This is a genomic window from Acetobacter indonesiensis, assembly GCF_000963945.1.
GTDB lineage: Bacteria > Pseudomonadota > Alphaproteobacteria > Acetobacterales > Acetobacteraceae > Acetobacter > Acetobacter indonesiensis.
The window spans coordinates 15,200-39,425 of sequence record NZ_BAMW01000021.1 but is presented as its reverse complement, the minus strand read 5'-3'; the positions used below and the strand labels follow the sequence as shown (position 1 = coordinate 39,425).

Sequence of the window (24,226 nt, the reverse complement as noted above, 5' to 3'; positions counted from 1 at the left end):
GTATCAACCTCTTACCAAGAAGGACCGGACAGATGGATCGCATTCCCCCCTGGGCCGGTCGCCCGGGCAGACCCGTCTATTCTTCATCTTATCCTCGGCAGTCTGAGGATGAATTGTTTGCAGCGCTTGACCTTGGAACCAACAACTGCCGCCTGATGGTGGCAGCGCAGACATCCGGTGGCTTTCGTGTGGTTGACAGCTACAGCCGGATGGTAAAACTCGGTGAAGGGTTGCACCATACGGGCCGCCTGGGTGAACCAGCCATGGAACGCACACTGGATGCCTTGCGCACCTGTGCAGACCGTGTTGGCCGCAGGCAGGTTAAAGACATTCGCGCTGTTGCGACGGAAGCTTGCCGTCGTGCTGAAAACGGTTTTGCGTTTTTGGAGCGTGTACGGTCAGAGACAGGCTTTGATATCAACATCATCTCCGGGCGTGAGGAAGCCTGCCTGGCGGTGGAAAGTTGTGCGAACCTGATACACAATCCGCGTTTTGGCGCCCCCCGTAATCGGGCGTTGCTGTTTGATATCGGTGGCGGGTCAACCGAAATTGCGTGGGTTAGGGTGGACCCGTTTCGGCAGGCGCAGGACCTGATTGGCTATCTCAGCCTGCCAGTGGGTGTCATAACCCTATCTGAACAGTTTGGGCCTGCCAGCAGTCATGATCCTGGCTGTTATAAGGAAATGGTGGCCTTTACCAAGGCATCCTTGCAGCACTTTGAAAGCGTGCACCGCATTGGGCCGGAAATTCGGCGGCGGCAGACGCGGTTTATCGGTACAAGTGGCACAGTAACAACGCTGGCCAGTCTGGTGTTGAATTTGCCGCGTTACGCGCGGGCGGCGGTTGATGGGTCACAACTGCCCTCTGTCAGTGCACGGCGGGCTGTGCGTATGTTGCAGGAAATGGGGCCGCAAGGTGTTGAAAAGCATCCTTGCATTGGCCCTGATCGGGCTGCATTTGTGTTACCCGGATGTGCTATTTTCGAGGCTATTCACGATACGTGGCCTATTGAAGATATCATTGTGGCTGATCGTGGTCTAAGGGACGGCATGGTTTTGCGTATGATCCAGAAAGCGGGGTCGTCGCAACGGCGCTTTCAGCGTTCTCCCATGCTGGGGCCCATACCCTTTCAGCAGTCTATTCAAGCGACAGGATCATGACGAACGAGAAATCCGGCTCGGGCCGGAGAAACCAGCCTTTGCGTGTGCCAGGGCGTGCCCGTAAAAGCAGTTCCAACCCAGGTGCCAGCTTGGGGCAGGACGATTCAGATGCCCCCCGTCAACTCCGCACGAAATCGGTTTCGTTGCGTACGGCGCGCGGGCGTACAACCGCGCAGCAGCGCTGGTTGGCACGCCAGTTGAATGACCCGTATGTGCAGGCGGCCCATAAACAGGGGTGGCGTTCACGTGCGGCGTTCAAACTGATTGAACTTGATGACCGTTTCCATCTGATCAAGCCGGGCATGCGTGTGGTTGATCTGGGTGCCGCGCCGGGTGGGTGGACGCAGGTTATTGTCAAGCGCGGGGCAAGCCGTGTCGTTGGGGTTGATCTTCTGCCGGTTGATCCGGTGGCAGGGGCAGAAATCATTGAAGGGGATTTTACAGACCCGACAATGGCGGAACGTCTGACGACTATGCTGGATGGTAAGGCTGATCTGGTTCTGTCCGATATGGCCCCCAATACCACTGGCCATGGCCCGACCGACCATATGCGTATTATTGGCCTGACCCATGAGGCACTTCATTTTGCCTTTGAAATTCTGGCAGAAGGCGGCGGCTTTGTTGCCAAGGTTTTCCAGGGTGGTTCGGAAAAGCAGATGCTGGATACGCTCAAGCAGGCATTTAGTCAGGTAAGACATGCCAAGCCGCCTGCCAGCCGCAAGGATTCCAGTGAGTTGTATGTTGTCGCCACTGGTTTCCGGCCTGATCGGCTGAAAGCCATGGAAGAAGGCGAATAAAGCATTTTTCTAGCGTGGTAAGGAGCCGGGACTGGTTCGCTCTTATGGCAGGAATGGTGACTGTGCTCCAAAAGCGTTATTCTTGGCCGGACTAAGGCTGCATTTCAGGATACACGCGATGGATGAGGCATTTTGGCAGAACAAATGGGAACTCAATCAGATTGGGTTTCATGAAAATAAGCCTCATCCCTTTTTAGTCCGTTTTTTCCCGGAACTGTGCCTTGAGAAGGGCGCAAGGGTCTTCGTGCCCCTGTGCGGCAAAAGCCTTGATATTCACTGGTTGTTAGCGCACGGGTTTTCAGTCATCGGTATTGAGCTCAGTATAATAGCGATTGAAAGTCTGTTTCAGGAGTTGGGTCTCGTGCCCCAGATAACGCAAGCCAGTAAAGTGCAGCGTTTTGTGGCGGAGAATATCTGTATCTATGCAGGAAACATCTTTGCGTTAACGCAAGCAGAACTTGGCGAGGTCGATGCGACATATGACCGGGCGGCGTTGATTGCTTTGCCTGACACCATGCGTATCGAATACGCTCGGCATATTGCCGATATTACGAACAAAGCGCCAATGTTGCTGGTTACGCTGGATTATGATCAGGCATGCCTGAATGGCCCTCCGTTTTCTGTAAGGACAGAGGAAGTGCTGCGCCATTATACTGAATTTTATACCGTTCAGATGCTTGATAAGCATGCGGTTTCGGGCGGTCTGAAAGGCAAGTGCCCAGCAACGGAAGTCGCGTGGCATCTTGCCTCAAAGTAGGGGTTTCAAAACTAACGCTGTTATGGCAGGCGTGACAGACCATCCAGAATCAGTGCCCAGAGTTGGTCTGCATCGACGGTGCGCAGGAAATGGGCGTTGATAGGGCGGTTGGTAACATTCCACCAATCCACAACAGTTGCGCCCAAGGTTAAGGGGCTGGCGACCTCAACTTCAACATTCACGTTTCGCCCGGTGAAGAGTTGGGGAGCTAACAGCCAGCCGATAGTGCAGGGGTCATGCAAGGGAGCACCTGACCAACCGTATTTCTCAAGATCAAAGCGTGAGGAAAACGTCAGCATTTCATAGGCGGCACGCGCGCAGGTGCCGGAAAGCGCTGACAAGGCCTGTAGGCGGTCAGTTGTTATGAGGAAGCTATGTGTCACATCAAGCGGCACGAGTGTAACAGGCAGACCGCTGTTTAGCACGATTGCGGCTGCGTCCGGGTCTGCAAACGCGTTGAATTCCGCCGCGGGGCTGATGTTACCCGTTTCAGACCAAGCCCCACCCATGGCGACAACCTGTTTCAGACGTTTAACAACATCTGGAGCTTGAATAAGTGCCGTTGCCAGATTGGTCATAGGACCAATGGTCACAAGTGTAATGCTATGTTCTGGATGATTGGCAAGCGTTTCAAGCAGAAATGAAACACCATGTTGGGCTTCTGGCTGATGCTTTGGCGTAGGGAGTGTCGGGCCATCCATACCGGTCTGCCCATGCACATGCTGTGCATTGATCGGTGGCCGACGCATGGGACGAGGGCAGCCCTTGTAAACCTTGATGTCTGGCCTTTGTGCCAGTTCAAGAATTTTGCAGGCATTCTCCGCCGTCTGGGTGACTGGGACATTTCCTGTTGCCGCAATCAACCCCAGAAGCTCAATTTGTGGCGATGCGAGTGCCAGCATGATGGCAATCGCATCATCTTGCCCAGGGTCGGTGTCTATAATAATTTTCTGCCGGTCCATGGGCATTCCCTTCTATTTTACGCTTCTTTTGGCGACGCTATGCAATCAGGACGCCAGCAATAGCTGCGCTCATGAAGTTGGACAACATGCCTGCCAGCACGGCTCTGGCTGCCACGCGGGCCAGTTCTTCACGGCGTTCTGGGCACTGACTGCCAAATGCGGCCACAAGAATACCAATGGAACTTAAGTTGGCGAAGCCGCATAAGGCGAACGCGGCAATTGCCCCGCTTCGAGCAGAAAGAACGCCGTTCTGTAAAGATGGGCTGAGGTGCAGATAGGCAACAAATTCGTTGATGACCAGCTTCAGCCCCAGAACAGACCCGACAATGCTACACTCCCCCGCAGGCACCCCCAATAGCCACGCAATGGGGGAGAACACCATGCCGAACAGATATTCCAGAGATAATGCTGGCAGATGAATAAGTGGGCCAAGAGCTTGTAGTCCGCTGTTGACCAAAGCGATCAGACCAATAAATGCCACCAGTGTGGCAGCAACAGCAACCGCGGTGCGGGTGCCTTTCAAAGCGCCTTCCGTAATGGTTTCAAAAATGGCTTGATTATAAGAGTGCTGACCAGCAGCCAGTGTATCAACCGGGCTGCCGGGCGCACGGGGTTGCAGGATTTTGGCAAACATCATCCCGCCAGGGATAGCCATGAAGGAAGCAGCGACCAGATAATGTGCGGGAACACCCAGCCCGACATAGCCAACCAACGTCGCCCCAGAGACCGAGGCCGCACCACTGCACAGCACGCTGAAGAGTTCTGTAGAAGCCATGGTGCGCAAATACGGACCAAGCGCGACGGGGAGTTCGCTTTGGCCAATGAAAATGGTGATGACGGCACCGAATGACTCAACAGGTGAGGTGCCGAGCAATTTTTGCAGCAGTTTGCCGGTCACACGGGCAAAAAATTGCATGGCCCCAATATGAAACAGGATGGCAATCAGTGCGCTGACATAGACGAGGGACGGGAGGACGCGAAAGGCGAAGACAAACCCGTCGTGCGGGAAAACGCTGTCCATTTTATCGCTGGCTAATGCGCCAAACAGAAAACGTGCCCCTTCATCACCGCAAGATAAAATGCGGGTTACAAACTGCGATACTTCCCACAGAAGCTGCTGGCCTGCGGGCACGCGAAGCACAAGCAAACCAATGGCAATTTGTGCTCCCAGGCAGGCCAGAACGGTACGGAGGCTGATGTTTTTCCGGTCAGTGGAAAAAAAGACCGCAATGCCAATCAGAACGAGAATACCCAGGCACCCGCGACTATGCATGAAACGGTCCTTCTATCACGGGAGATAACGCCGCTGATTTTGGCTTAAGATAATGAGAAAACAACACAACAATCCATGCACCAGAAAGCCGACTGCATCCACAAGCCTTTTAATGCGTCCATCGCGGCACGAGGAAGCGTGCCGGACAGTTATCCTGCATCTGTGGGCTGGACAGAAAAGCATCCGCTTTGGGAAAAGCGGACAGGGCATTGGGCTTCAGAGTGAACCAGATCTGGGCAAGGACTGTTTGACCAGACGCATTTTTGTTGCACTGAAACTGAACGCCCCGTTCCGGCAGGGCCCCAGTATCTGCTGTAATGTGCGTGACAAGATCCTGCTTTTCTACTTCATGTCCTTCCAAAGATGTCAGATAGCTGGCTGAAGGAAGATCTGCAAAACGATCACGCAGGTTAGTGGCTGTAGTGAAGAACTGTTCACCATCTATGGCGAAGCAATGAACATGCTTGGCGTATTCATGGCTTATAAGGTCAGAGTGGGTGTGGGCTACAACTTCTGACAATCGGTGTGATAGTGCCGGAGACAGAGTGAGAGTGGGGGCTGCATCCTCGGCTTCATAAATACCGCAGCCCTTGCGCCACCATGTGGTGACGGGAAGTTGGGCTTTAATAAGATCGGAGGGGCGGGAGGCCCACAGGCCATGCAAGCCGATGAGCGGGGTCGCAGGTTGATCTGCCCGACACGTCGTTCCTTCAGGCCCAGAACAGAAACCGGGCTGCCATGTCAGGGCCAGTGTATAGTGACCAAAATCTGCATGCTGCGGCACGATCAGAGACGGAGAGGAAAGGGAGGGCCGTGCAGGCTGGGGCGGTTGTTGCGTGCAGGCGGAAAGGAAAGCACAGGCGGCAAAAAGACTGGATAGAAAAAGAGAGGCTGCCCGCATGTGCCGTATAATCCTGATGGTGGTTCAGTAAACAAAAATGCGTCCTGCTATAGGGCGCACAGGATTATCGTTCTTGCTTACATCTTGTGTGGTGTCTATGGTTTTCTATAACGAAACCGTATTGTTTCAGACAATTTTTATTCACAGCATAGGTCTCTGATTTAAGGAAGAGGCCTTCATGCAGCACGGAAGATCTGATGACCAAGAGTGCGGCTTACCCCAAGGTTTACCTTGGTGGAGACCTTGTTTTTAGAAAAGATGCCCAGCAGCTTTTCAAGGCGTTCAAAGAGGCCTGTACGGCGGTGCGTCTGCATGGTGTATCGCCATTTGACGGGCAGGACGAGGTTGAAGCATTGCCGCCTGGTCAGGAAACCAGCCTGCTGATTGCCAGGCTTGATCGCGGTTTGATGGATGAGTGTGACGCCGCCTTGTTCTGCATTGACCCATTCCGCCGGGCAGCGGACATGGACCCCGGTACCGCCGTAGAAATTGGCTACATGGCAGCCCAGAACAAGCCTATGGCCGGTTACACTGTTGATGGCCGATCATACCATGACAAAGTCCAACGCTATTTTGAACAGGCATGGCAGAGTCCGCTGACGGAAGAAAAACCGGAGAACGGAGGGAGAGTGCGCTGGCTGGATGCTGATTCCATGATTGTCCATTCAGAAGGACTGCTTCAGAACGCGATGGTGGAAGGTTTTATTCGGCAGGCAGGGGGCGATATTGCTGTTGCGTCTGATATTCTGACAGCCTTTACATCTGCGGCAAAGGATTTGGCTGGCTTGATTTATGGCGCATCTGCCAAGGGTGATATGTCTCATGGATGAGGCTGTGATTGGCAAACTGACGCAGCATGCGTTGGCAGCACGGAACAATGCTTACGCACCTTATTCCCATTTTCAGGTCGGCGCAGCGCTGATAACGGATGATGGGCAGGTTTTTTCAGGGTGTAATGTAGAAAACGCTGCTTATCCTGAAGGCGTGTGTGCGGAAGCTGGCGCGATTTCGGCCATGGTGTCGGCCGGAGGCTCACGTGTTATTGAAACCATCACGATAGCGGGGAAGGGGCTAATACCGTGTTTGCCCTGCGGAGGGTGTCGTCAGAAAATCCGCGAATTTGCAACTGAACGCACCTGCGTTTTAGTGGTCGATGAAAACGGCGAGCAGCTTTTTAAAGACAGCCTGCATTCCATTTTGCCATTTTCGTTTGGCCCGGAAAATTTAGAAACAAGCAATCAGAAAGAACAGGCAGAATGAAACTGGCGTCTTTTAAACATTTTACCCGCGCCTGTCTGCTTGCTGGTGGCTTGATCGGGGCCATAGTTCCATCGATTGTGCATGCTGAAACAGACCGAATGGTCATTTTCGATGATGACGGGTTCGCGCTTGCGCAATGGATGGTTTTGAAAGCGCCGCATGTCAAAGTTTTGGGCATAGCAACAGTTAGCGGTGATTTCTGGCAGAAAGAGGCTACGGCTTACGCGCTACGTGGGCTGGAAATTGCTAATCGTAAAGATGTGCCTGTTGTACAGGGGGCAACTTATCCACTGGTGAACTCGGAAAAGCTGACCGACAAGTGGGAGGCCCTATACGGCAAACTGGTATGGAAAGGCGCATGGATGCGGAGTTGGGTTGAAAAAACAACCCAGCCTCTGCCGCCATACCATGCGGCAGACGTGGTTCCTGATCTGCCATGGGGGAACCCCACGCTGAAGCCGTCGGCTGAAAATGCAGCCATGTTCATGATCCGGATGGTACATCAGTATCCGGGGCAGGTTAGTATCATTGAATGTGGCCCCATGACCAATCTGGCCTTGGCACAAAAGCTTGACCCTGAATTTGCCAGTCTGGCCAAGGAGCTGGTTTACATGGGGGGGAGCCTCAACCCGCGTCAGAAATTGACCAGTCCGGCATCTGCCCAATTCGCGCGGGAATTTGGTAATTCTCCACGACGTGAATTTAACATCCGCTTTGACCCTGAGGCCGCATCAATCACTATGCGCGCCCCGTGGAAACGTATTGTCATGGTGCCGGTCGATCCATCGACTGAAACAGAAATGTCGGCTGAATTTGTCAAAGATATTGCAGCAGCCGATACGCCCATTGCGCGTATTGTAAAGCGTTCAGCAAATAACTTCCCACTATGGGACGAAATTGCTGCGGCTGTGTGGCTTGACCCGTCACTTATCCGCACCAGTGCGGACTTGTATGTGGATGTGAATACTATGTTCGGCGCACAATATGGGGATATTCTGTCCTGGTCGGAGGGGTATCAGCCCGACGTGGGAGAACAGAAGGAAAAGGTTGTCCTGACAATTGATGTGCCGCGTATGAAGGCGTTGATAAAGGACTTAATCTCCAAGCCCTGATAAACGGTCTTTTTGTTCAAACCGGAAGATTTTTTTGTGCAGACTTGCTATTATTGTCTGCACAATGACTGTTAATTCCTCTTTTTTTGTTGCTGTTTTCGCAATCGGCTGTGCAGTGGTCAGCACACCGGTTGCCTATGCACAGCAGGGCCTTAGCCGCGCTGAGGTTTATAAAAATACAGCTTTGCTCACTCGCTTGGGCGAGAAGCTGTTTCATGACCCGCGGTTATCTGTGTCAGGAAAATTATCTTGTGCAAGCTGTCACACAGCCTCTGCCGCGTTTGCGCCGGCCAATGATCTGTCCGTGCAATATGGCGGGGCGGATATGCAGCAGCAGGGGCATCGATCTGTTCCTTCTCTAAAGTACCTCCAAAATGTTCCGCAGTTTACGGAACATTTTTTCGATGCTGAGGATGAGGCGGATGAGAGTATTGATAACGGACCTGCCGGTGGTCTGACGTGGGATGGTCGTGCCAATACGTTAGCGGAACAGGCTGCCATACCGCTACTTGCTCCTTTTGAAATGGGCAATAGATCAGCATCTGATGTGGTCAAGCTGGCTGTAGATGCCGGTTATGCTGGGGATTTGAAACAGCTTGCTGGTTATATGCGGACAGATAATTTGTTTCTGGTGATACAGAAAGCGCTGGAAGCTTATCAGCAGGATTGGCGCACCTTTTACCCTTACACAAGTAAGTATGATGCTTACTTGGCAGGGAAGGTTGCTCTTACGGCAGAGGAGCAACTGGGGCTAAAGCTGTTTGAAGACCCAGAGAAGGGAAATTGTGCCTCTTGCCACAAGAGCCAACCCGATAATGATGGTACACCCCCGCAATTTACAGATTATGGGATGATTGCTGCAGGCGTGCCACGGAACCGGGACTTACCTTTCAACAAAAAACCAGATAATTTTGATCTAGGTTTGTGTGGACCAGACCGAACAGACTTAGCCACGCATGCTGAGTATTGTGGCTTATTCCGTACCCCGTCTTTAAGGAATAGCGCGACACGGAAGACGTTTTTCCACAACGGTGTCTATCACACACTGCGAGAGGCCGTGGCATTTTACGTATTACGCGATACGCAGCCCGAAAAAATCTACCCAACAATAAATGGGAAGGTCATGAAATATGATGACCTTCCTAAAAAATATGATCAGAATATAAATATGGACCCACCATTTGGACCACAGGTGGATAATAAACCTGTTCTATCTGATAAAGAAATTGATGCTATTGTTATATTTCTAAAGACACTGACCGACGGTTATTCTGTCAGTAGAAATGAATCGAAAGGGCAGGCTTCGAAATAAAGCCTGCCGGTAAAGTCGTTTATCTAGCCTTGGGCAGAATGAGCGCCCCCGTTAAATCCCCCAAAGGTTTACCAGTGCTGGCTTCAATTCCTTGGTCTCGCTGAACAAGCCCGTCTAGTGGTCGAAGGGCATAGCGTTCTGTTAAGAACTTAATAATCGAGGTCGTATCCTGCACCGTTTTGTCAACATAATGACGACGCGCAAATGGGGATACGATGATGGCCGGAATACGCGAACCAGGGCCCCAGCGGTCGCCTTTGGGGGGGGCAACATGATCCCAGAGGCCGCCATTTTCATCATATGTAACAATGACGAGCATATGCTGCCATTGAGGGCTTTTTTCTAAATGGCTGATTAGGTCCGCAATATGGCTATCGCCTGATTCAATATCAGCGTAACCCGAATGCTCGTTAAGATTACCTTGCGGCTTATAAAACGACACCTGTGGCAGTTTGCCTTCATCAATCAGCTTAATGAAGCGTGAGCCATTTAGCCCTCCATCCTGGAGATGCTGTTCACGCGCAGTGGTACCCGGGGCATAGTTTGCGTAAAAATTATAGGGCTGATGATGATACTGAAAATCCGGCATTGGATACGCATTTCCGTGATCAAGCACATGCTGCCATGCTCCTGAAAACCATGCCCAACTGATATTTTTTTCGCTTAGTCGGTCTCCCACTGTGGGGATTGTCTGTGGAGGAAGGGTTGTGGGGCGGCTGGGGTCTGCAAAACGAGGGTCTTGCCCGTCAGCAGGTTTGTTTCCGCTAGGCTGATAGGCTGGCTGCATGGTGTTAACAGCATGGAAGTCAGGGGTCAGATTACCATCACGGACAAATTTCGGTACACCGTCGAGAGCCGAATGAGGTGAATTGGCAGCCACAATCAGAGCGTCCCCCGCAGTGTTGGCTGTAACGATGGATGGATGGGACGGGCTGGTGTCTGCATTTGGGTAAAAGGGGGCGCAGGCGCAGGCGAGCCACTGATGGTTCAGGAACGAACTGCCGAAAGCCCCCATGAAAAAATGGTCTGCCATGGTATATTTTTCGGCAATTTTCCACATTTTCATGTGGCTACCATTCCAATACCCCATCGGCATGGCACCTGTGTCTGCCCAAGCGACGAACATGTCGTTTTTGCCGTGATTGATCTGCATCTGGTTTTGGTAAAACCGATGCCATAAATCATGGGTTAAGGTGTTCAAGGGGACATTGAAGCTCGCAGGGTCATCCACAGCAAAGGGCTTGTTGGGTAGATGCTCTGTCATTGACTGGGTGATAGGGTTAGGAATACCGCGTGCTGTCAGGCCACCCCAGACAGGGGGAAGTTCTTTTAAAACAGACCCATCCCGATCTTTTTGCTGAAACTTGTCTGGAGGAAGGTTAGCTGACGTTTCAGCTCCCGGAAAGCCACGATACAGATTATCAAAAGATCGGTTTTCAGCAAAAATGACAACGACAGTCTGAATGGCCGACAGATCAGGTTGATGTTCGACCTTTGCTGCATGCGTTGGTGCATTCGGTGCCAGCAGCAGACTGACGGTTGCAATCAAGGAAAGCTTTTTTAGAGAGCGGCCTGCACGGGCTGAAAAACAGGCTAAAGTCAGAGAAGAAAAAAAGGGGGGCATGCCGGTCTCGTAAGATCATAAGAAGTTAGAATTATCTTCCCATAAAAAAGAGCACGGTTCAATTTTTTGAGAGAGAAAATCTAAAATGATAGTGTGTTCTTTTAAATTTTCTCTGATTCAAAATTGATGGAAATAACTTAATATGAATTAAGAAGTTTTCCGACTTCTTCTCTGGTTGGAGCAGAATCTGCGGCCCCCTTTTTTGTCGTCGCGAGGGCGCCGCAGGCAGAAGCAAAGCGAACAGCCTGAGGTAAGGGTTTCCCTTCATTTAAAGCGACGGCAAGCCCTGCATTAAAGCAGTCGCCTGCTGCCACCGTATCTATTGCCGTCACAGAAAAGGGCTTTACGAAATCGCCTTTTGTCCCATCGTGCCAATATGTGCCGCGATGCCCCATTTTAATAACGACTGCACGAACACCTTTCTGGAGCAGTTTTTCCGCTGCTTGGGCCGCACTTTCTGGAGTGTCAGGCAATATATTTGTGAGGCGATGGGTTTCTGTTTCATTAGGGGTGATGACGTCGATAGCGTCCCAAAGCGCTTTGGGAAGATCGTCCTGGGGAACAGGGGCTGGGTCAAGAATGACCTGACCTCCGGCGGAGCGTGTTTTAGCAGCAGCCTTTGTCACGATTGTTAAAGGGCATTCGAGCTGCAAAAGAAGAACGCTGGCATTCTCCAGATGCGCGATGTTTTTTTCTATGTCGATTTCCGACACGGCCATGTTGGCTGCACCGACTACGGTGATGCAGTTTTCACCTTTTGCATCAATGTTGATTAGCGCGATGCCGGTCGCCTGAGACTGATCTGTATGAATAAGAGATGTTTCTACACCAAAAGCGGCCAATGTGTCTTTGGCGAAAATACCAAAATCATCTGCGCCCACGCGCCCGATAAGAGCGGTTTTGGTTTGGCTATCCTGACAGAGGCGTGCAACTGCGGCGGCTTGATTTGCTCCTTTGCCTCCTAATCCTATAGCGTAATTGGAAGCATGCTTGGTTTCACCGGCTTTTGGGAAAGTATCTACATGCACAGTCAGATCAACATTGATGCTGCCAAATGATACAATAGCAGGATGGATAACGGACATATAATGACTTCCTGACAAGCAAGGATTGTTTTGTTTCTTATGATTAAATGGGAATGATTTTTTCAGCAAGAAAATGAATATAGGGAAGATATTGTCATCTATAAAACTATTTAAGCATCGAAGTTTTTGTTTTTTCGGAGAGAATATAATTCAAAATTATTGATTTTAATTACTCGATAGACAAAAAAGATCAAAAATCTGGAAGCTGTTGAGAAAAACAAAATATAAATAATATTTATTTTTAATGGAAAATCTAAAAGTTGATTCATGTGAATGGTGAATATATGTTGATTTAAGTCAAAAACTAAAATCTTAAGGACTATGTATTTTATTTAATCATTCGTTTATTTTTGTAAAAGAGAGGCGGAATCGCTCGGTCTTTTAGAGATTTTACGCTGACCATAGCGACAATTTTAGGAAAAGTTTTTGGAATACTCTTGCTAAAATAATTTTTGTAACACATTAAAACGCACCGATATGTGTCAATTCAGGGTGCCTCTTTTTCAGTTTGACGGTTGAAAAAGGCTTTCTGAAGCAAAAATTGTTTATTGTTGGGGAAAACCGACAGATTTTTAATATCTGGTATGGTCCATTCCCTGCCGAGGTCTGAACGACAGAAATGATAGAGCGTTCCATGTGCAAAGGAGATAATTTTTTGCAAAACCCGGTAGTTCCCGATCCGACAGAGGTGCTTGCTGCGAAAAAGAACGAGCTGACGAGCCCTATCGTACCAGAAGCCAGTTTTTTGCACGGCACGACACTTCATGCGCCCGATGGGCACGTTAGCGTGGAAGAACTGCGTCCCGGCCATGCTGTTCTGGGGTATGCGGATGGGGTGGAGCAGCACCATGACGTAACGCGCGTTTCTGTTTCTTATGGGATCACTCTGCCGGGACTGCCGGACGATGAAGCAGGCTACCCTGTGCGTATTTTGAAAGACGCGATAGCCGACGGTTTACCAGCAAAAGACCTATTGTTAACGCCAGATCATTGTCTATTTTTTGAAGATAAATTTATTCCGGTTTGCTTACTGATTAACCGACTGTCGATTTTTTATGATCGCTCATATACCTCGTATAAAGCCTACCCAGTTCAGACAGATCCGCATGCTGTTCTTATTGCGGAAAATCTCCTTGTCGCCAGTGCTCTGCCTCCATGCCCAAATGATACGCATTGGCACTCCCGCACCGAAGTGCCCGTCGTGACAGAGCGCGATGTTGTAGAGCCCTTGTATCATCGCCTTAAACTTCGGGCTGAACGGGGAGGGTTGGAGCCTCTTTTTTACCATCCGGAAATAACCGATGACCACGATTTGCAGCTTGTCACCGACAAGGGGCAGGTTATCAAGAAAGCGCTTGAGAAAAATGACGTCGCAACATTCATGTTGCCGCCTGACGTTCAGGAGGTTCATTTGTCCTCAAGAGCAAGCCGCCCTGTGGATGTGATTGGCCCATATGTGCAGGATAAAAGATATCTGGGCATCCATGTCGGTGATATTGTTCTGTTTGACTCACGGAAGCGTAAAAGACTGACAACCCATATTTCCAGAGATCTGGACGGCTGGCATCCACCAGAAGAAGATGGCGGACGCTGGACCAACGGTCATGCTCACCTTCCGATAAAAGGCCAGCTTACCAGAGGGCTTGGGATGCTGAACGTCCAGATACTAACGACCATTCCGTATCTTGAAACAGACTACCATGGCCCGAGACGGCGTCATTAATCCAACAAAGCCTTGATCTGACTTGTCAGTTCAAGGCTTTGGCACCGCATTGCGTGGTCAAAAATAGGGGCGGCGACCATAATTTCCTGTGGTTGATGAAAATCAACAAAGTCTTTTAATATGTGCCTTATGGTTTCCGGAGTGCCTGCGTAAGTATAACGCAGGCTGCTATCCAGAAGGTCTTGCTCCGGCTTTGTCCAAGGAGCATTTTCGCTCTCTAATGGTGGTGGGAAAGCAATAGGGCGGCCCCGACGTAATGCAAGAAAATACTGTTCAAGAGAAGTCTTTAGTCTGCGTGCTTCCGCGTCTGTATCGGCCGCAATAATATTTATGGTGAGCATAACGTACGGAGCCGGACAGCGGGCTGATGGTGTAAAGCGCGCACGGTAGAGTGTGATGGCTTCCGCCATTTGTGCGGGCGCAAAGTGGGATGCGAAAGCATATGGTAGGCCGAGATGAGCCGCCAAAACTGCCGAAAATAGAGATGACCCTAAAATCCATACCGGCACCTGTAATCCCATGCCGGGAACAGCGTGGATCAAGTGGGTATCATTCATGGTGCCCGGTTCAAAGTAAGTCAGAAGTTCGGCAACATCTTCAGGAAAACGGTCAGGAGCGTGAAGGTCTCTCCGCAGTGCTCGTGCAGTTTGCTGGTCAGCCCCTGGAGCACGACCAAGGCCCAAATCAATGCGGCCCGGAAAAAGCGTTTCGAGCGTTCCAAACTGTTCCGCGATAATCAAGGGGGAGTGATTGGGAAGCATAATGCCGCCTGATCCGACCCTGATGTGGCGGGTGGCGGATGCAACCTGTGCAACTAGAATGGAGGTTGCGGCAGAAGCAATACCCGGCATGTTATGGTGTTCAGCCAGCCAATACCGTTTGAAATCAAGGCGCTCTGCTAACTGCGCAAAGTGTATCGTGTTTTGAAATGCATCAGCTGGGCCTTTTCCGCGGGCAATCAGGGAGAGATCAAGAACAGAAAACGGGATCGTCACGATAGTCTTCCTCGAAAACGGAAATGCCTTAGGGTAGATCGCTCTAATGCATATGGTGTTGCACATGGCTCTGCACCAGTCAGGAAAGACCTTGCGGGCAGGTGGAGGACCGTTTGGCAAAGATGTTCAACGATGGTGGAAAAGCACGTTTATGTGAGGAGTTGGTCTTTAGGGGGCATGACGTTCTGCTTAGAGTAACTCTATCTCACCGCTTCTGAAGGGATTTTTATTCTATGTATCAATTATATGTTTATGATCACTGCCCCTTTTGCATTAAGGCCAGAATGATTTTTGGCCTGAAAAATATACCATTCAACTTGGTCATTTTGCAGAATGATGATGAAGCAACCCCTAAACGCATGATCGGTGCCAAGATGGTGCCTATCCTTGAAGATAATGGTCACTTCATGGGGGAAAGCATGGATATTGTGGCCCGTATTGATCAAGAGGGAGCGCCTATACTCACCGGGCAAATAAACCCCGCAGTGTCAGACTGGATGAAGCGGCTGAATGGTCCCCTTTATCGACAGTTTCTGCCTCGTGCCGCGTCAGCACCATTTCCTGAATTTTCGACAACATCAGGTCGGGCCTATTTTATTCGTAATAAAGAGCGCTCAACCGGTGCTTTCACGGATATTCTTAGTGAGGGGCCAGAAGCTCTGGCTCCGTTGAATAGTTTACTTGCCGAGCTTGCAAGTCTGATTCACTCAAAAGAAGCTGTTAATACGGTTCTTTCGACGGATGATATTCATCTTTTTGCACAACTTCACAGCCTCTCCTTAATTAAAGGGCTGATTTATCCCCCCGAAGTTGAGGCTTATCGTCAGACCATGTCTCTGAAGTGTGGTGTTCCATTGCTGGACGGTCTGGCTGTTTGAGTGTGATCTAAATCAGTCCCTAACATAGGCGGATGACGGCTTGCCCTTCACTTGCAGAAGGGGAGGCTCGTTGCTGCGGCTCTCGACCTATCCGGTTTTCTAACGCTATGGTCCGGCAACGTCTGGATTATAGCGATAGAGAGCCCTCATTATGTCGGAGACTGCTTCACTCCCTCTTCATGCCACGGCACGCGCCAATGCTGTTTTATCGGCTTTGCGTGTGCAACTTGGCGACAAAATTTCCACAAATGCGTCCGTCTGTGATGCGCATAGCCATGGTGAAGCGCTTCCGGTAGCCAATATGCCGGTCGGGGTCGTTTTTGCTGAAACTTCGGAAGATGTGTCCGCAACGCTGCGTTTGTGCCACGAGCATCGTGTTCCTGTGGTTGCGTTTGGGGCCGGTACATCTGTTGAAGGGCATGTCACTCCGCCTGATGGGGGAATAAGTCTCGACCTTTCGCGGATGGCGCGTGTGCTGGAGGTCAATCAGGCCGATTTGGATTGCCGTGTGCAGGCTGGCGTAACCCGACAGTCTCTTAATGCTTTTCTTCGTGATACTGGCCTCTTTTTCCCAGTTGATCCGGGTGGAGAGGCGACATTAGGGGGCATGTGTGCAACGCGCGCATCCGGCACTGCCGCGGTGAAATATGGGACCATCAAGGAAAATGTTCTCGGTTTGACAGTCGTGCTGGCGAACGGAGAAATTATTCAGACGGGTGGGCGTGTCCGGAAGTCGTCGACCGGTTATGATCTGACGTCTCTGTTTGTGGGGTCTGAAGGCACGCTGGGTATTATTACAGAGGTACAACTACGGTTGCATGGTCAGCCGGAACAGCTTTCCGCTGCCGTCTGTCAATTCGAAAATCTGGACGACGCCGTTAATACGGCCGTTGAAATTATCCAAATGGGTATTCCGATTGCACGCGTTGAATTGCTGGATGATGTGCAGATGGATGCCTGCATCCGCTATTCTGACCTTAACGAATATCGTGCTCTGACGACCCTGTTTTTCGAATTTTCAGGATCGCCAGAAGCCGTGAAAGAACAAATTGCTGTCACGGAAACGCTGGCCCTTGATAACATAGGTCTAGGGTTTGCGTGGGCCGATAGTGCGGATGAACGGGCCCGTCTTTGGAAGGCCAGACATAACGCTTTTTGGGCCATTAAAGCACAGCATCCGGGCATGCGGTTGATTAGTACCGATTGCATCGTCCCCATTTCTCAACTGACAGCGCTTATTTCGGGTGTGAAGGACGATATTCAGAAGTCGGGTCTCTATGCAGCCATTCTCGGCCATGTGGGTGATGGTAATTTTCATACCATTATTGTTACGGAAGAGACCGACCAAGGCTATCAGCAAGCCCTTGATCTTGACCGCAAGATTGTAGCACGGGCCTTGGCACTCGGCGGCTCTTGCAGTGGTGAACATGGTGTGGGTCTTGGCAAGCTGGAGTTTCTGGCAGCCGAACATGGTGAGGGGGCGTTGAGTGTCATGCGAGCATTAAAGGCGACGTTGGACCCGCACAATATTCTCAACCCCGGTAAACTGCTGCCTGAAGGCCCGGTCTACGCTGGCTGAGAGTGAGTGCTTCCCTCTGATAGGAGGAGGGAAGCACAACGGTACACGTGACGAGATAAAGATAAGGCTTGCACAGGCTAGAAAGAGAACATAACATGAACAACTATGAAGAGCAGCCTTTCAGACCGGTTGGCCATTTTATCAGATGCCGCAAAATACGATGCCTCATGCTCATCAAGCGGGGCGGGTAAGCGGGATTCTGCGGCCACAAAAGGCCTGGGCTCTACCGGCAATGGCATTTGCCATGCTTACACGCCCGATGGGCGCTGCATTTCCCTCCTGAAAATTCTGCTGACCAATTTTTGTATTTATGATTGCGCTTATTGCATCAACCGGTCTTCATCCAATGTGCAGAGAGCACGCTTTACGGCAGATGAAGTCATCTGGCTGACGTTAGAATTTTATCGGCGCAATTATATTGAAGGCTTGTTCCTGTCATCGGGCATCATCCGCTCGTCCGATGATACTATGGCCCAAATGGTGCGTGTGGCCCGAGAACTGCGTGAAGTGCATAATTTCCGTGGGTATATTCACCTGAAGACCATCCCCAATGCATCGCCGGGGCTTCTGGCAGAAGCCGGGCTGTATGCAGACCGGTTGTCTATCAATGTGGAGATGCCAACGGAACGTGGGCTTGCAGACTATGCCCCGCAAAAACAGGCATCAGAAATCCGTCATGCCATGGGTGAGATGCGTACTCGTATTGACGCCGGCAAAGACCGCACATTGGCTGGTCGGGCTGCTCCTCGCTTTGCTCCGGGCGGTCAAAGCACGCAAATGATTGTAGGGGCCGATACCGCAACAGATCGGGACATTTTATCAAGCAGTTCTTCTCTTTACACTGGATACCGCCTGCGCCGGGTCTATTATTCCGCGTTCAGTCCTATCCCTGATGCATCGGCTATTTTGCCAGTCAAAGCCCCCCCTCTGCTACGGGAGCACCGTTTATATCAGGCTGATTGGTTATTCCGCTTCTATGGGTTTCAGTTTTCTGAAATTACCGCAGCCAGCCCCGATGGCATGCTTGACCTTGCCCTAGACCCTAAACTGGCTTGGGCTTTGGCAAACAGAGAGCAGTTTCCTGTTGATCTGAACCGTGCCAGCCGGGAAATGCTCTTACGTGTGCCGGGGCTGGGTGTGCGGTCCGTCAATGCCATTGTAACGGCCCGTCGGCATAGGCGTTTGCGGTTGGAAGATCTGGCAAAACTGAATGTCTCCTTACGGAAGGTAAAACCGTTTCTGCATGCTGTTGGATGGTCACCTGTTCAATTGGCAGACCAGCAGAATATTCGGCAGCTTTTCCTGCCTCAGCCGCAGCAACTTACACTGTTCTAGGGATGGTTTACGGTTTTACATTACCGGACAACACCAATTTTCAGGAATGGCGGGTTCTTGCGCGTCAATGTTTTCTGGCTGGGTTGGCTCCCGAAAATATTGAGTGGCGCAGTACAAAGGCTGAAGTGAGTCTGTTTGATGCCCCCTTGAAAGGGCCTGAACCCAAAGAAGACGCGGCGCAGCCGGTGCTACGGAATACCTGTTTGGCGCTATTGAAGTCCGTTTTGCGCCATTCCGATCAGGGACGGTTTGATCTTGCCTATCGTATTTTATGGCGCGCGCAGGCTGAACCGGCTTTGGCTTCTATTCCGGTTGACCCTGACATCGCCCGAGCCCTCCGCATGATGCATCAGGTGCGCCGGGATGCCCATAAAATGGAAGCGTTTTTGCGGTTTCGTGAACAAGGTGAGGGGAGCGGAGGGAGGCGTCAGTTTTTGGCGTGGTTTGAACCAGACCATTATATTTTACAGACCGTTGCCCCTTTTTTCACGCGGCGTTTTACCGATATGGACTGGGTTATTCTGACACCTAAGGGTTCGATTGCATGGAATGGGCAGCAATGTGCCATCAGCAGAAACCCCTGCGACAAACCTGATGTCACTGATGATGTCGATTTGCTGTGGCAGACATATTATGTGTCCATCTTTAATCCGGCACGTATCAAAACCAAAGCAATGCGGTCTGAAATGCCGCGAAAATACTGGAAAAATCTTCCTGAAACACAGCTTATCCCGCAGATGCTGGCGCAGGCGGGAGCACGCGTAGAAGCGATGGCGGCCCAGCAACCTCAAGAGCCGCCTCTTTTTCATAAAAAATTACAAGACCGTTATAAAAATAAAATCAAATCGATTCCGTAGTGACATGCTTGAATGAGGCAGCCACCTTATGCATTCAGGCATGCGTAAGGATGAAGTTTGATGCTTCCATACTCCACCACAAAACAGGACGGCGGCACAAAATGGCAGCAGATGTGTGCCTGTCTGCTGTGTATGGCGGCCATTTCATCGCCCCAATATGTCTGGACTCTCTTTACGCCTTTATTGAAAGAAGAATTCAAGGTTAGCGCTGCGGCTCTTCAGGTGACTTTTTCCTTACTGATTATTTTACAAACAGTTTTCTCTCCTGTGCAGGGATGGATCGCGCAGCATATCCACCCCCGAAAGCTGATTATGGTGGGAATTGTCATAACCGGTTTAAGCTGGGTTGCGGCGGCACAGGTTACGTCATTGCCCATGCTGTATCTGACATATGGGGGGCTGGGCGGGGTCGGCACAGGCATTGTGTATGTGGGCGTTGTGACGTTGCTTATGCAGTGGTTCCCGCACAATCGGGGGATGGCCGCAGGCGCTGCTGCGGCGGGTTATGGTATGGGGGCCATGCTGACCACTTTTCCCATAGCGCAAGTCCTTGCTGTGTATGGGTGGCGGCCTACGTTTTCTCTGTTTGGTGTGATTATGGCGGCTGTTGGCTTACTGGCAGCGGCTTTTCTGCGCGTGCCGAATAAAGACAGCACGACACCTGTTGCGAATGGCCAGTTTGGCTACATGACGCCACAAGTTTTGAAAACGCGCCTTTTCTGGGTCATGTTTTTCATGATGGCGACTATGGCCACGTCCGGGTTAATGGTTACATCGCAGTTGGTTCAGATTGCGACAGACTTCGGTGTCGCAAAATTAAGCCTGTTTGGTATGGCCGCCGTGCCACTTGCCATGACGTTGGATCGGATTGCAAACGGTTTGACGCGCCCCTTGTTCGGATGGGTGTCTGACAGATGGGGAAGGGAGCAAACCATGGCGTTTGCGTTCAGTCTGGAAGCCATTGCATTGGTTTGCTGGTTGGCCTTGGCGCATCATCCTGTTGCTTTTGTCCTTTTGTCAGGCGTTGTCTTTCTAGGGTGGGGGGAGATTTTTTCCCTGTTCCCCGCAACATTGACCGACACCTTTGGTACCAAGGATGCCTCACGGAACTATGGGTGCCTCTATATTGCCCAAGGAGTAGGGGCCATTGTTGGTGGTCCGTTGGCGGCATGGATGCATCAGGCAACGGGAAGTTGGTACGGGGTATTTGCCTGCGCGATTGGTGGAGATATTCTGACGGCTGTGTTGGCAATGGCAGTTTTGCGCCCCATGCGGCAGAATTTTCTTCAGCGAGCACAGTCGGTTTGACGCAGGTTATCAAAATAGCAGACTGTCCCGCGCTCTGATATTGAAGCGTAGCAGGGCGTGGATATGAACATGGATGCATTGATTGGGGTTCAGTGTTTTCATCGTTAAACAAGCGGTGGTTGGCCACGGTTAGCAGCAGAGAATATGTCGTTTATTGTTTGTCAGAAGAGAAAGAGGGTACTGGGGCGCTACTGGTCAGGCGTCCTGTTTGCTGGAGTGTCTTTTTTTTCTGCGTGTCAGGCTGTGGGGAGTACGGTTCCAACCATTGTTCTAGGGGACGTGGTTATAAAACCCTACGCGACGGATCAGTTGGATATCGGAGGTTTCCCCCAAAGCACGGTGCCGGTGGACGGTGTAGGGGTAAGAGCTGCTCGGCTGCGTAACGGCGCGCGCATAACAATTCATAAGCAGTTTGAAATCGGTGCGATCTGGGATTTCGGCCCGGTTCCCAAAGGGCCGATGCGTCTGTTTGAAGGACAGGTAAGCTATACTGGGATTAAGCATTTTGTGCTGACGGCCGGTATTTTCAAACCCAGTTTCGGTTTGGAATCCATGCAGGCGCAGGGCGACACAGTTTTTATCGAGCGCTCCAGTATTTCTACAATTACGCGAAATCTGGCAGCCGGCATTGCCCGTCAGGCAGTCCAGATAGAAGCGCATGGGAAACACTATCATATTGCGATTGCAGGGACCGCCGGTACTGCTGGGCCTGATCATGATGGTAACCAACGTGCAATGGTGTTTCGATTGGTTGGGGTGCCAGTCAGCACTCATGACCTGTTGGTTCATGTGGGATTTTCAGGGGAGTGGGTCTTTAAAGCAGCCCAGAGTCCCGGTCAGGCACCTGCTGTTGATTTTTCTGACTTTCCCGAACTGAATGTTGGGCTGACGGGTAAGTTTCTCAATACAGGCAAGATACCGCTGAAAGACGCTGGGGCTTTTGGTCTTGAGGCTGCTGTCGCGTGGAAGAAACTGCTTTTGGCGGGAGAAGCCTACGAAATTGAAGCCAATAAGCGTATTGAAACCGGAGTGCAGCATTTGCACTTCTCAGGGTGGTATGCACAGGCCAGTTATACTTTGCTTGGCACGCCCAGAAAGTGGAAATCTCGTACAGCGGCCTTTTCTTCCCCTACTTGTCAAAAAAATAGAACTTTTTTGTGCGATGGAGCCGGTGTGGTTGAAGCTGCTGCACGGTTTTCTGAAGCGGATTTGAGATCAGGTGCTGTTAATGGGGGAAGGCAACAAGCGTGGTCCGCAGCCTTGACCTGGTGGCCGGTCGATATTCTGCGTGTTACATTGCAATACGAAAATGGAAAAATACAGGAAGTCAATAATACAGAAAGATTTCAAGCTGTTTTATCTATGATGCAAATAAAATTCTAACTTTGTTGGGTGATATAAAATAAATCGTTCTGTTTATCATGTGAGGAAACAAAGGCTAGGACAGGGTGTCATCTAAAAGGCAAAATTCGAGCATAGAAGGGTCTCAAGAACCCATGAGGATTTAGGCTTTGAAAATTGCCTACAGTGAGGGATAGTAGCTGCCTTGTTATTGCACGGTAAGGTCTGATGCTTTTGTTCGGGACTGGTTTTGCATACTAGCAGAGCATTTCGTAGCGGATGACTGACAGCAAACGCATGAAAAAAAGGAAGATGAAAAAATCATGCAAGAGCATCTTATGGCTAAGGTATTTGAAAGCGTAATGGGAGAAGATTCCCACAAGGCATTGGACAAAACAGGGGTAAAGCCGCTGTATGCCGTGCATGCCAATCTTTCAGCGTCTGAACTGGTGGCCGAGGCGTTGGAGCGTCAGGAAGGCGTATTGTCAGAAGATGGGGCGCTGGCTGTCTATACAGGTGAGCACACAGGCCGTTCTGCCAAAGATAAATTTATTGTCGATGAACCCGCTACTCGCGATCAGGTCTGGTGGAGCGCTATCAACCAGAAAATGGCACCTGACCACTTTACGCGTCTGACTGACACGGTTCGTGGCTATCTGGCTGGGCAGGAGCTTTTCACGCAAGATTTGTATGCAGGGGCTGATCCGGCGCATCGTATTCGGGTTCGGGTTGTCACAACCAACGCATGGCATGCCCAGTTTGCACGGAACATGTTCATTCGGCCGCCGGTTGAAGATCTGGCTGATTTCGTGCCTGACTATGTTATTCTGCATGCTCCTGATCTGGCGCTTGATGCCGAAAGTTATAATCTGCGGTCCTCTACGGCTGTCGTCCTGTCCTTTGAGCAGAAGCTGATTGTCATTGCAGGCACCCAGTATGCGGGTGAAATCAAGAAATCTATTTTCACGGTCATGAACTGGTTGCTGCCGCCCAAGGGCGTGCTGCCTATGCATTGCTCTGCCAACATTGATGCGAAGGGCGAAAGCGCTTTGTTCTTTGGTCTGTCAGGCACAGGGAAAACAACATTGTCGTCTGATCGTAATCGCCCTTTGATTGGCGATGACGAGCATGGATGGTCAGATGAGGGCGTCTTCAACTTTGAAGGCGGTTGCTACGCCAAAGTTATCCGTCTGAATCAGGAAGCTGAGCCGGACATCTGGAATGCGTCGCATCGGTTTGGTGTTGTGCTTGAAAACGTAACAGTCGGACCGCGTGGTAAGCTTGATCTGGATGATTCATCACGCACCGAAAATACACGTTCATGCTATCCGACTGACTTCATTCCGAATGCGGTTGCCAGCGGGCAGGGCGGCAAGCCCCGCCATGTGTTGATGCTGACGGCCGATGCTTTTGGTGTTCTGCCACCTGTTTCCAAGCTAACACCGGATCAGGCCATGTATCATTTCCTGTCTGGTTATACAGCGCGGATTGCGGGGACGGAAAAAGGCTTGGGGAATGAGCCTGAAGCAACATTCTCCGCGTGTTTCGGCGCACCTTTCCTGCCGCGTTCGCCTGCTGTGTATGGGCAACTTCTGCGTGACCGCCTTGCAAAGGGCAACGTTTCCTGCTGGCTGGTAAATACAGGCTGGACTGGCGGAGCTTATGGAACAGGCAAGCGTATGTCTCTGGCTCATACACGGGCCATTCTGGCTGCTGTGCTGGAAGACCGTCTGAATGATGCTGAATGTGAAGTCGAGCCGTATTTTGGGCTGCATATTCCAAAGCAGGTTGCTGGTGTGCCAGCCGATATTCTCAACCCGGAACATGCTTGGGCCGACAAGGCTGCCTATGCACAGCAAGCCAACAAGCTGGTTGATCTGTTCAAACAGAACGCTGAAGGCTTTTCAGGCGGCCTGAGCCCGGAACTGCTAAAAGCGGGAATTGGCGCAGCCGTTTCTTAAAGCGAC

General features: G+C 50.9%; 21 protein-coding genes. 15 read left to right on the top strand and 6 right to left on the bottom strand.

The window, feature by feature from the left end:
- The first annotated feature begins 32 nt into the window (after nucleotides 1-32).
- The 3 genes from Abin_RS07010 to tmpT all read left to right on the top strand — a co-directional run bounded on the left by Abin_RS07010 (nucleotide 33) and on the right by tmpT (nucleotide 2,714).
- Nucleotides 33-1,160: a Ppx/GppA phosphatase family protein gene (locus tag Abin_RS07010; RefSeq protein WP_048845645.1), complete on the top strand. Its 1,128-nt coding sequence runs from the start codon at nucleotides 33-35 to the stop codon at nucleotides 1,158-1,160.
- Nucleotides 1,157-1,957 carry an RlmE family RNA methyltransferase gene (locus Abin_RS07005; RefSeq protein ID WP_048845644.1) on the top strand — a complete coding sequence of 267 codons (801 nt, stop codon included), beginning with the start codon at nucleotides 1,157-1,159 and terminating at the stop codon, nucleotides 1,955-1,957. The genes Abin_RS07010 and Abin_RS07005 overlap by 4 nt, the downstream gene beginning before the upstream one ends.
- A 118-nt stretch (nucleotides 1,958-2,075) precedes the next feature.
- Nucleotides 2,076-2,714, top strand: a complete 639-nt coding sequence (gene tmpT, locus Abin_RS07000; RefSeq protein ID WP_048845643.1) for a thiopurine S-methyltransferase — start codon at nucleotides 2,076-2,078, stop codon at nucleotides 2,712-2,714.
- 20 nt (nucleotides 2,715-2,734) lie between these two features.
- Here the strand turns inward: tmpT and Abin_RS06995 are convergent, their stop codons facing one another.
- From Abin_RS06995 to Abin_RS06985, 3 genes are all read right to left on the bottom strand, one after another.
- On the bottom strand, nucleotides 2,735-3,676 hold the full coding sequence (locus tag Abin_RS06995; RefSeq protein WP_048845669.1) for a nucleoside hydrolase: 942 nt from the start codon (nucleotides 3,674-3,676) through the stop codon (nucleotides 2,735-2,737).
- Between the two features lie 37 nt (nucleotides 3,677-3,713).
- A complete protein-coding gene (locus tag Abin_RS06990; RefSeq protein WP_048845642.1) occupies nucleotides 3,714-4,949 on the bottom strand; it encodes a NupC/NupG family nucleoside CNT transporter in 1,236 nt (411 codons plus the stop codon).
- A gap of 109 nt (nucleotides 4,950-5,058) precedes the next feature.
- Nucleotides 5,059-5,850, bottom strand: coding sequence for a ribonuclease T2 family protein (locus Abin_RS06985; protein WP_048845641.1), 792 nt, complete (start codon nucleotides 5,848-5,850; stop codon nucleotides 5,059-5,061).
- A gap of 197 nt (nucleotides 5,851-6,047) precedes the next feature.
- Here Abin_RS06985 and Abin_RS06980 point away from each other — a divergent pair, with 197 nt between their 5' ends.
- The 4 genes from Abin_RS06980 to Abin_RS06965 all read left to right on the top strand — a co-directional run bounded on the left by Abin_RS06980 (nucleotide 6,048) and on the right by Abin_RS06965 (nucleotide 9,534).
- Nucleotides 6,048-6,680, top strand: coding sequence for a nucleoside 2-deoxyribosyltransferase (locus Abin_RS06980; RefSeq protein WP_048845640.1), 633 nt, complete (start codon nucleotides 6,048-6,050; stop codon nucleotides 6,678-6,680).
- Nucleotides 6,673-7,110 (top strand): cytidine deaminase, encoded by a 438-nt coding sequence (gene cdd / locus Abin_RS06975; protein ID WP_048845639.1) that lies wholly within the window; start codon nucleotides 6,673-6,675, stop codon nucleotides 7,108-7,110. The genes Abin_RS06980 and cdd overlap by 8 nt, the downstream gene beginning before the upstream one ends.
- Nucleotides 7,107-8,222, top strand: a complete 1,116-nt coding sequence (locus Abin_RS06970; RefSeq protein WP_048845638.1) for a nucleoside hydrolase — start codon at nucleotides 7,107-7,109, stop codon at nucleotides 8,220-8,222. Before cdd ends, Abin_RS06970 begins: the two co-directional genes overlap by 4 nt.
- A 115-nt stretch (nucleotides 8,223-8,337) precedes the next feature.
- Complete coding sequence (locus Abin_RS06965) at nucleotides 8,338-9,534, top strand: cytochrome-c peroxidase (protein WP_255319381.1); 1,197 nt, start codon at nucleotides 8,338-8,340, stop codon at nucleotides 9,532-9,534.
- Nucleotides 9,535-9,553: 19 nt separating this feature from the next.
- On the opposite strand, the gene Abin_RS06960 is transcribed toward Abin_RS06965, so the two are convergent.
- On the bottom strand, nucleotides 9,554-11,158 hold the full coding sequence (locus Abin_RS06960) for an acid phosphatase (protein WP_084593519.1): 1,605 nt from the start codon (nucleotides 11,156-11,158) through the stop codon (nucleotides 9,554-9,556).
- Nucleotides 11,159-11,295: 137 nt separating this feature from the next.
- Entirely contained in the window at nucleotides 11,296-12,312 is a 1,017-nt protein-coding gene (gene rbsK, locus Abin_RS06955) for a ribokinase (RefSeq protein WP_306309184.1), read from the bottom strand.
- 586 nt (nucleotides 12,313-12,898) lie between these two features.
- Between rbsK and Abin_RS06950 the strand changes: the two genes are divergently transcribed.
- Nucleotides 12,899-13,966, top strand: coding sequence for a Hint domain-containing protein (locus tag Abin_RS06950; protein ID WP_048845667.1), 1,068 nt, complete (start codon nucleotides 12,899-12,901; stop codon nucleotides 13,964-13,966).
- Here the strand turns inward: Abin_RS06950 and Abin_RS06945 are convergent.
- Complete coding sequence (locus tag Abin_RS06945) at nucleotides 13,963-14,964, bottom strand: LLM class flavin-dependent oxidoreductase (protein WP_255319384.1); 1,002 nt, start codon at nucleotides 14,962-14,964, stop codon at nucleotides 13,963-13,965. The two genes, Abin_RS06950 and Abin_RS06945, sit on opposite strands and share 4 nt — an antisense overlap.
- A gap of 230 nt (nucleotides 14,965-15,194) precedes the next feature.
- Between Abin_RS06945 and grxB the strand changes: the two genes are divergently transcribed.
- From grxB to pckA, 7 genes are all read left to right on the top strand, one after another.
- Nucleotides 15,195-15,839, top strand: coding sequence for a glutaredoxin 2 (gene grxB, locus Abin_RS06940; RefSeq protein ID WP_048845635.1), 645 nt, complete (start codon nucleotides 15,195-15,197; stop codon nucleotides 15,837-15,839).
- A gap of 151 nt (nucleotides 15,840-15,990) precedes the next feature.
- Nucleotides 15,991-17,418 carry an FAD-binding oxidoreductase gene (locus Abin_RS06935; protein ID WP_048845634.1) on the top strand — a complete coding sequence of 476 codons (1,428 nt, stop codon included), beginning with the start codon at nucleotides 15,991-15,993 and terminating at the stop codon, nucleotides 17,416-17,418.
- A gap of 105 nt (nucleotides 17,419-17,523) precedes the next feature.
- A complete protein-coding gene (locus Abin_RS06930) occupies nucleotides 17,524-18,753 on the top strand; it encodes a putative DNA modification/repair radical SAM protein (RefSeq protein WP_048845633.1) in 1,230 nt (409 codons plus the stop codon).
- Nucleotides 18,672-19,610, top strand: a complete 939-nt coding sequence (locus Abin_RS06925; RefSeq protein ID WP_255319380.1) for a TIGR03915 family putative DNA repair protein — start codon at nucleotides 18,672-18,674, stop codon at nucleotides 19,608-19,610. Before Abin_RS06930 ends, Abin_RS06925 begins: the two co-directional genes overlap by 82 nt.
- 60 nt (nucleotides 19,611-19,670) lie before the next feature.
- Nucleotides 19,671-20,918 (top strand): oxalate/formate MFS antiporter, encoded by a 1,248-nt coding sequence (oxlT, locus tag Abin_RS06920; RefSeq protein WP_048845631.1) that lies wholly within the window; start codon nucleotides 19,671-19,673, stop codon nucleotides 20,916-20,918.
- A 459-nt stretch (nucleotides 20,919-21,377) separates the two neighbouring features.
- The gene (locus tag Abin_RS06915; RefSeq protein WP_255319379.1) at nucleotides 21,378-22,301 is read left to right on the top strand and encodes an OprO/OprP family phosphate-selective porin; all 924 of its coding nucleotides are present in this window, start codon (nucleotides 21,378-21,380) and stop codon (nucleotides 22,299-22,301) included.
- Nucleotides 22,302-22,582: 281 nt separating this feature from the next.
- The gene (gene pckA, locus Abin_RS06910; RefSeq protein ID WP_414146106.1) at nucleotides 22,583-24,220 is read left to right on the top strand and encodes a phosphoenolpyruvate carboxykinase (ATP); all 1,638 of its coding nucleotides are present in this window, start codon (nucleotides 22,583-22,585) and stop codon (nucleotides 24,218-24,220) included.
- Nucleotides 24,221-24,226: the final 6 nt, after the last annotated feature.

Bases quoted from the DNA above. Each gene is read 5' to 3' on its own strand.
- Abin_RS06930 (WP_048845633.1), top strand. From the start codon at position 17,524: ATGAAGAGCAGCCTTTCAGACCGGTTGGCCATTTTATCAGATGCCGCA.
- Abin_RS06925 (WP_255319380.1), top strand. From the start codon at position 18,672: ATGGTCACCTGTTCAATTGGCAGACCAGCAGAATATTCGGCAGCTTTT.
- Abin_RS06970 (WP_048845638.1), top strand. From the start codon at position 7,107: ATGAAACTGGCGTCTTTTAAACATTTTACCCGCGCCTGTCTGCTTGCT.
- Abin_RS06935 (WP_048845634.1), top strand. From the start codon at position 15,991: ATGTCGGAGACTGCTTCACTCCCTCTTCATGCCACGGCACGCGCCAAT.
- oxlT (WP_048845631.1), top strand. From the start codon at position 19,671: ATGCTTCCATACTCCACCACAAAACAGGACGGCGGCACAAAATGGCAG.
- Abin_RS06960 (WP_084593519.1), bottom strand. From the start codon at position 11,158: ATGCCCCCCTTTTTTTCTTCTCTGACTTTAGCCTGTTTTTCAGCCCGT.
- cdd (WP_048845639.1), top strand. From the start codon at position 6,673: ATGGATGAGGCTGTGATTGGCAAACTGACGCAGCATGCGTTGGCAGCA.
- Abin_RS06980 (WP_048845640.1), top strand. From the start codon at position 6,048: ATGACCAAGAGTGCGGCTTACCCCAAGGTTTACCTTGGTGGAGACCTT.
- Abin_RS06995 (WP_048845669.1), bottom strand. From the start codon at position 3,676: ATGGACCGGCAGAAAATTATTATAGACACCGACCCTGGGCAAGATGAT.
- Abin_RS07010 (WP_048845645.1), top strand. From the start codon at position 33: ATGGATCGCATTCCCCCCTGGGCCGGTCGCCCGGGCAGACCCGTCTAT.
- Abin_RS06990 (WP_048845642.1), bottom strand. From the start codon at position 4,949: ATGCATAGTCGCGGGTGCCTGGGTATTCTCGTTCTGATTGGCATTGCG.
- Abin_RS07005 (WP_048845644.1), top strand. From the start codon at position 1,157: ATGACGAACGAGAAATCCGGCTCGGGCCGGAGAAACCAGCCTTTGCGT.
- Abin_RS06985 (WP_048845641.1), bottom strand. From the start codon at position 5,850: ATGCGGGCAGCCTCTCTTTTTCTATCCAGTCTTTTTGCCGCCTGTGCT.
- pckA (WP_414146106.1), top strand. From the start codon at position 22,583: ATGCAAGAGCATCTTATGGCTAAGGTATTTGAAAGCGTAATGGGAGAA.
- grxB (WP_048845635.1), top strand. From the start codon at position 15,195: ATGTATCAATTATATGTTTATGATCACTGCCCCTTTTGCATTAAGGCC.
- tmpT (WP_048845643.1), top strand. From the start codon at position 2,076: ATGGATGAGGCATTTTGGCAGAACAAATGGGAACTCAATCAGATTGGG.
- Abin_RS06915 (WP_255319379.1), top strand. From the start codon at position 21,378: ATGCGTCTGTTTGAAGGACAGGTAAGCTATACTGGGATTAAGCATTTT.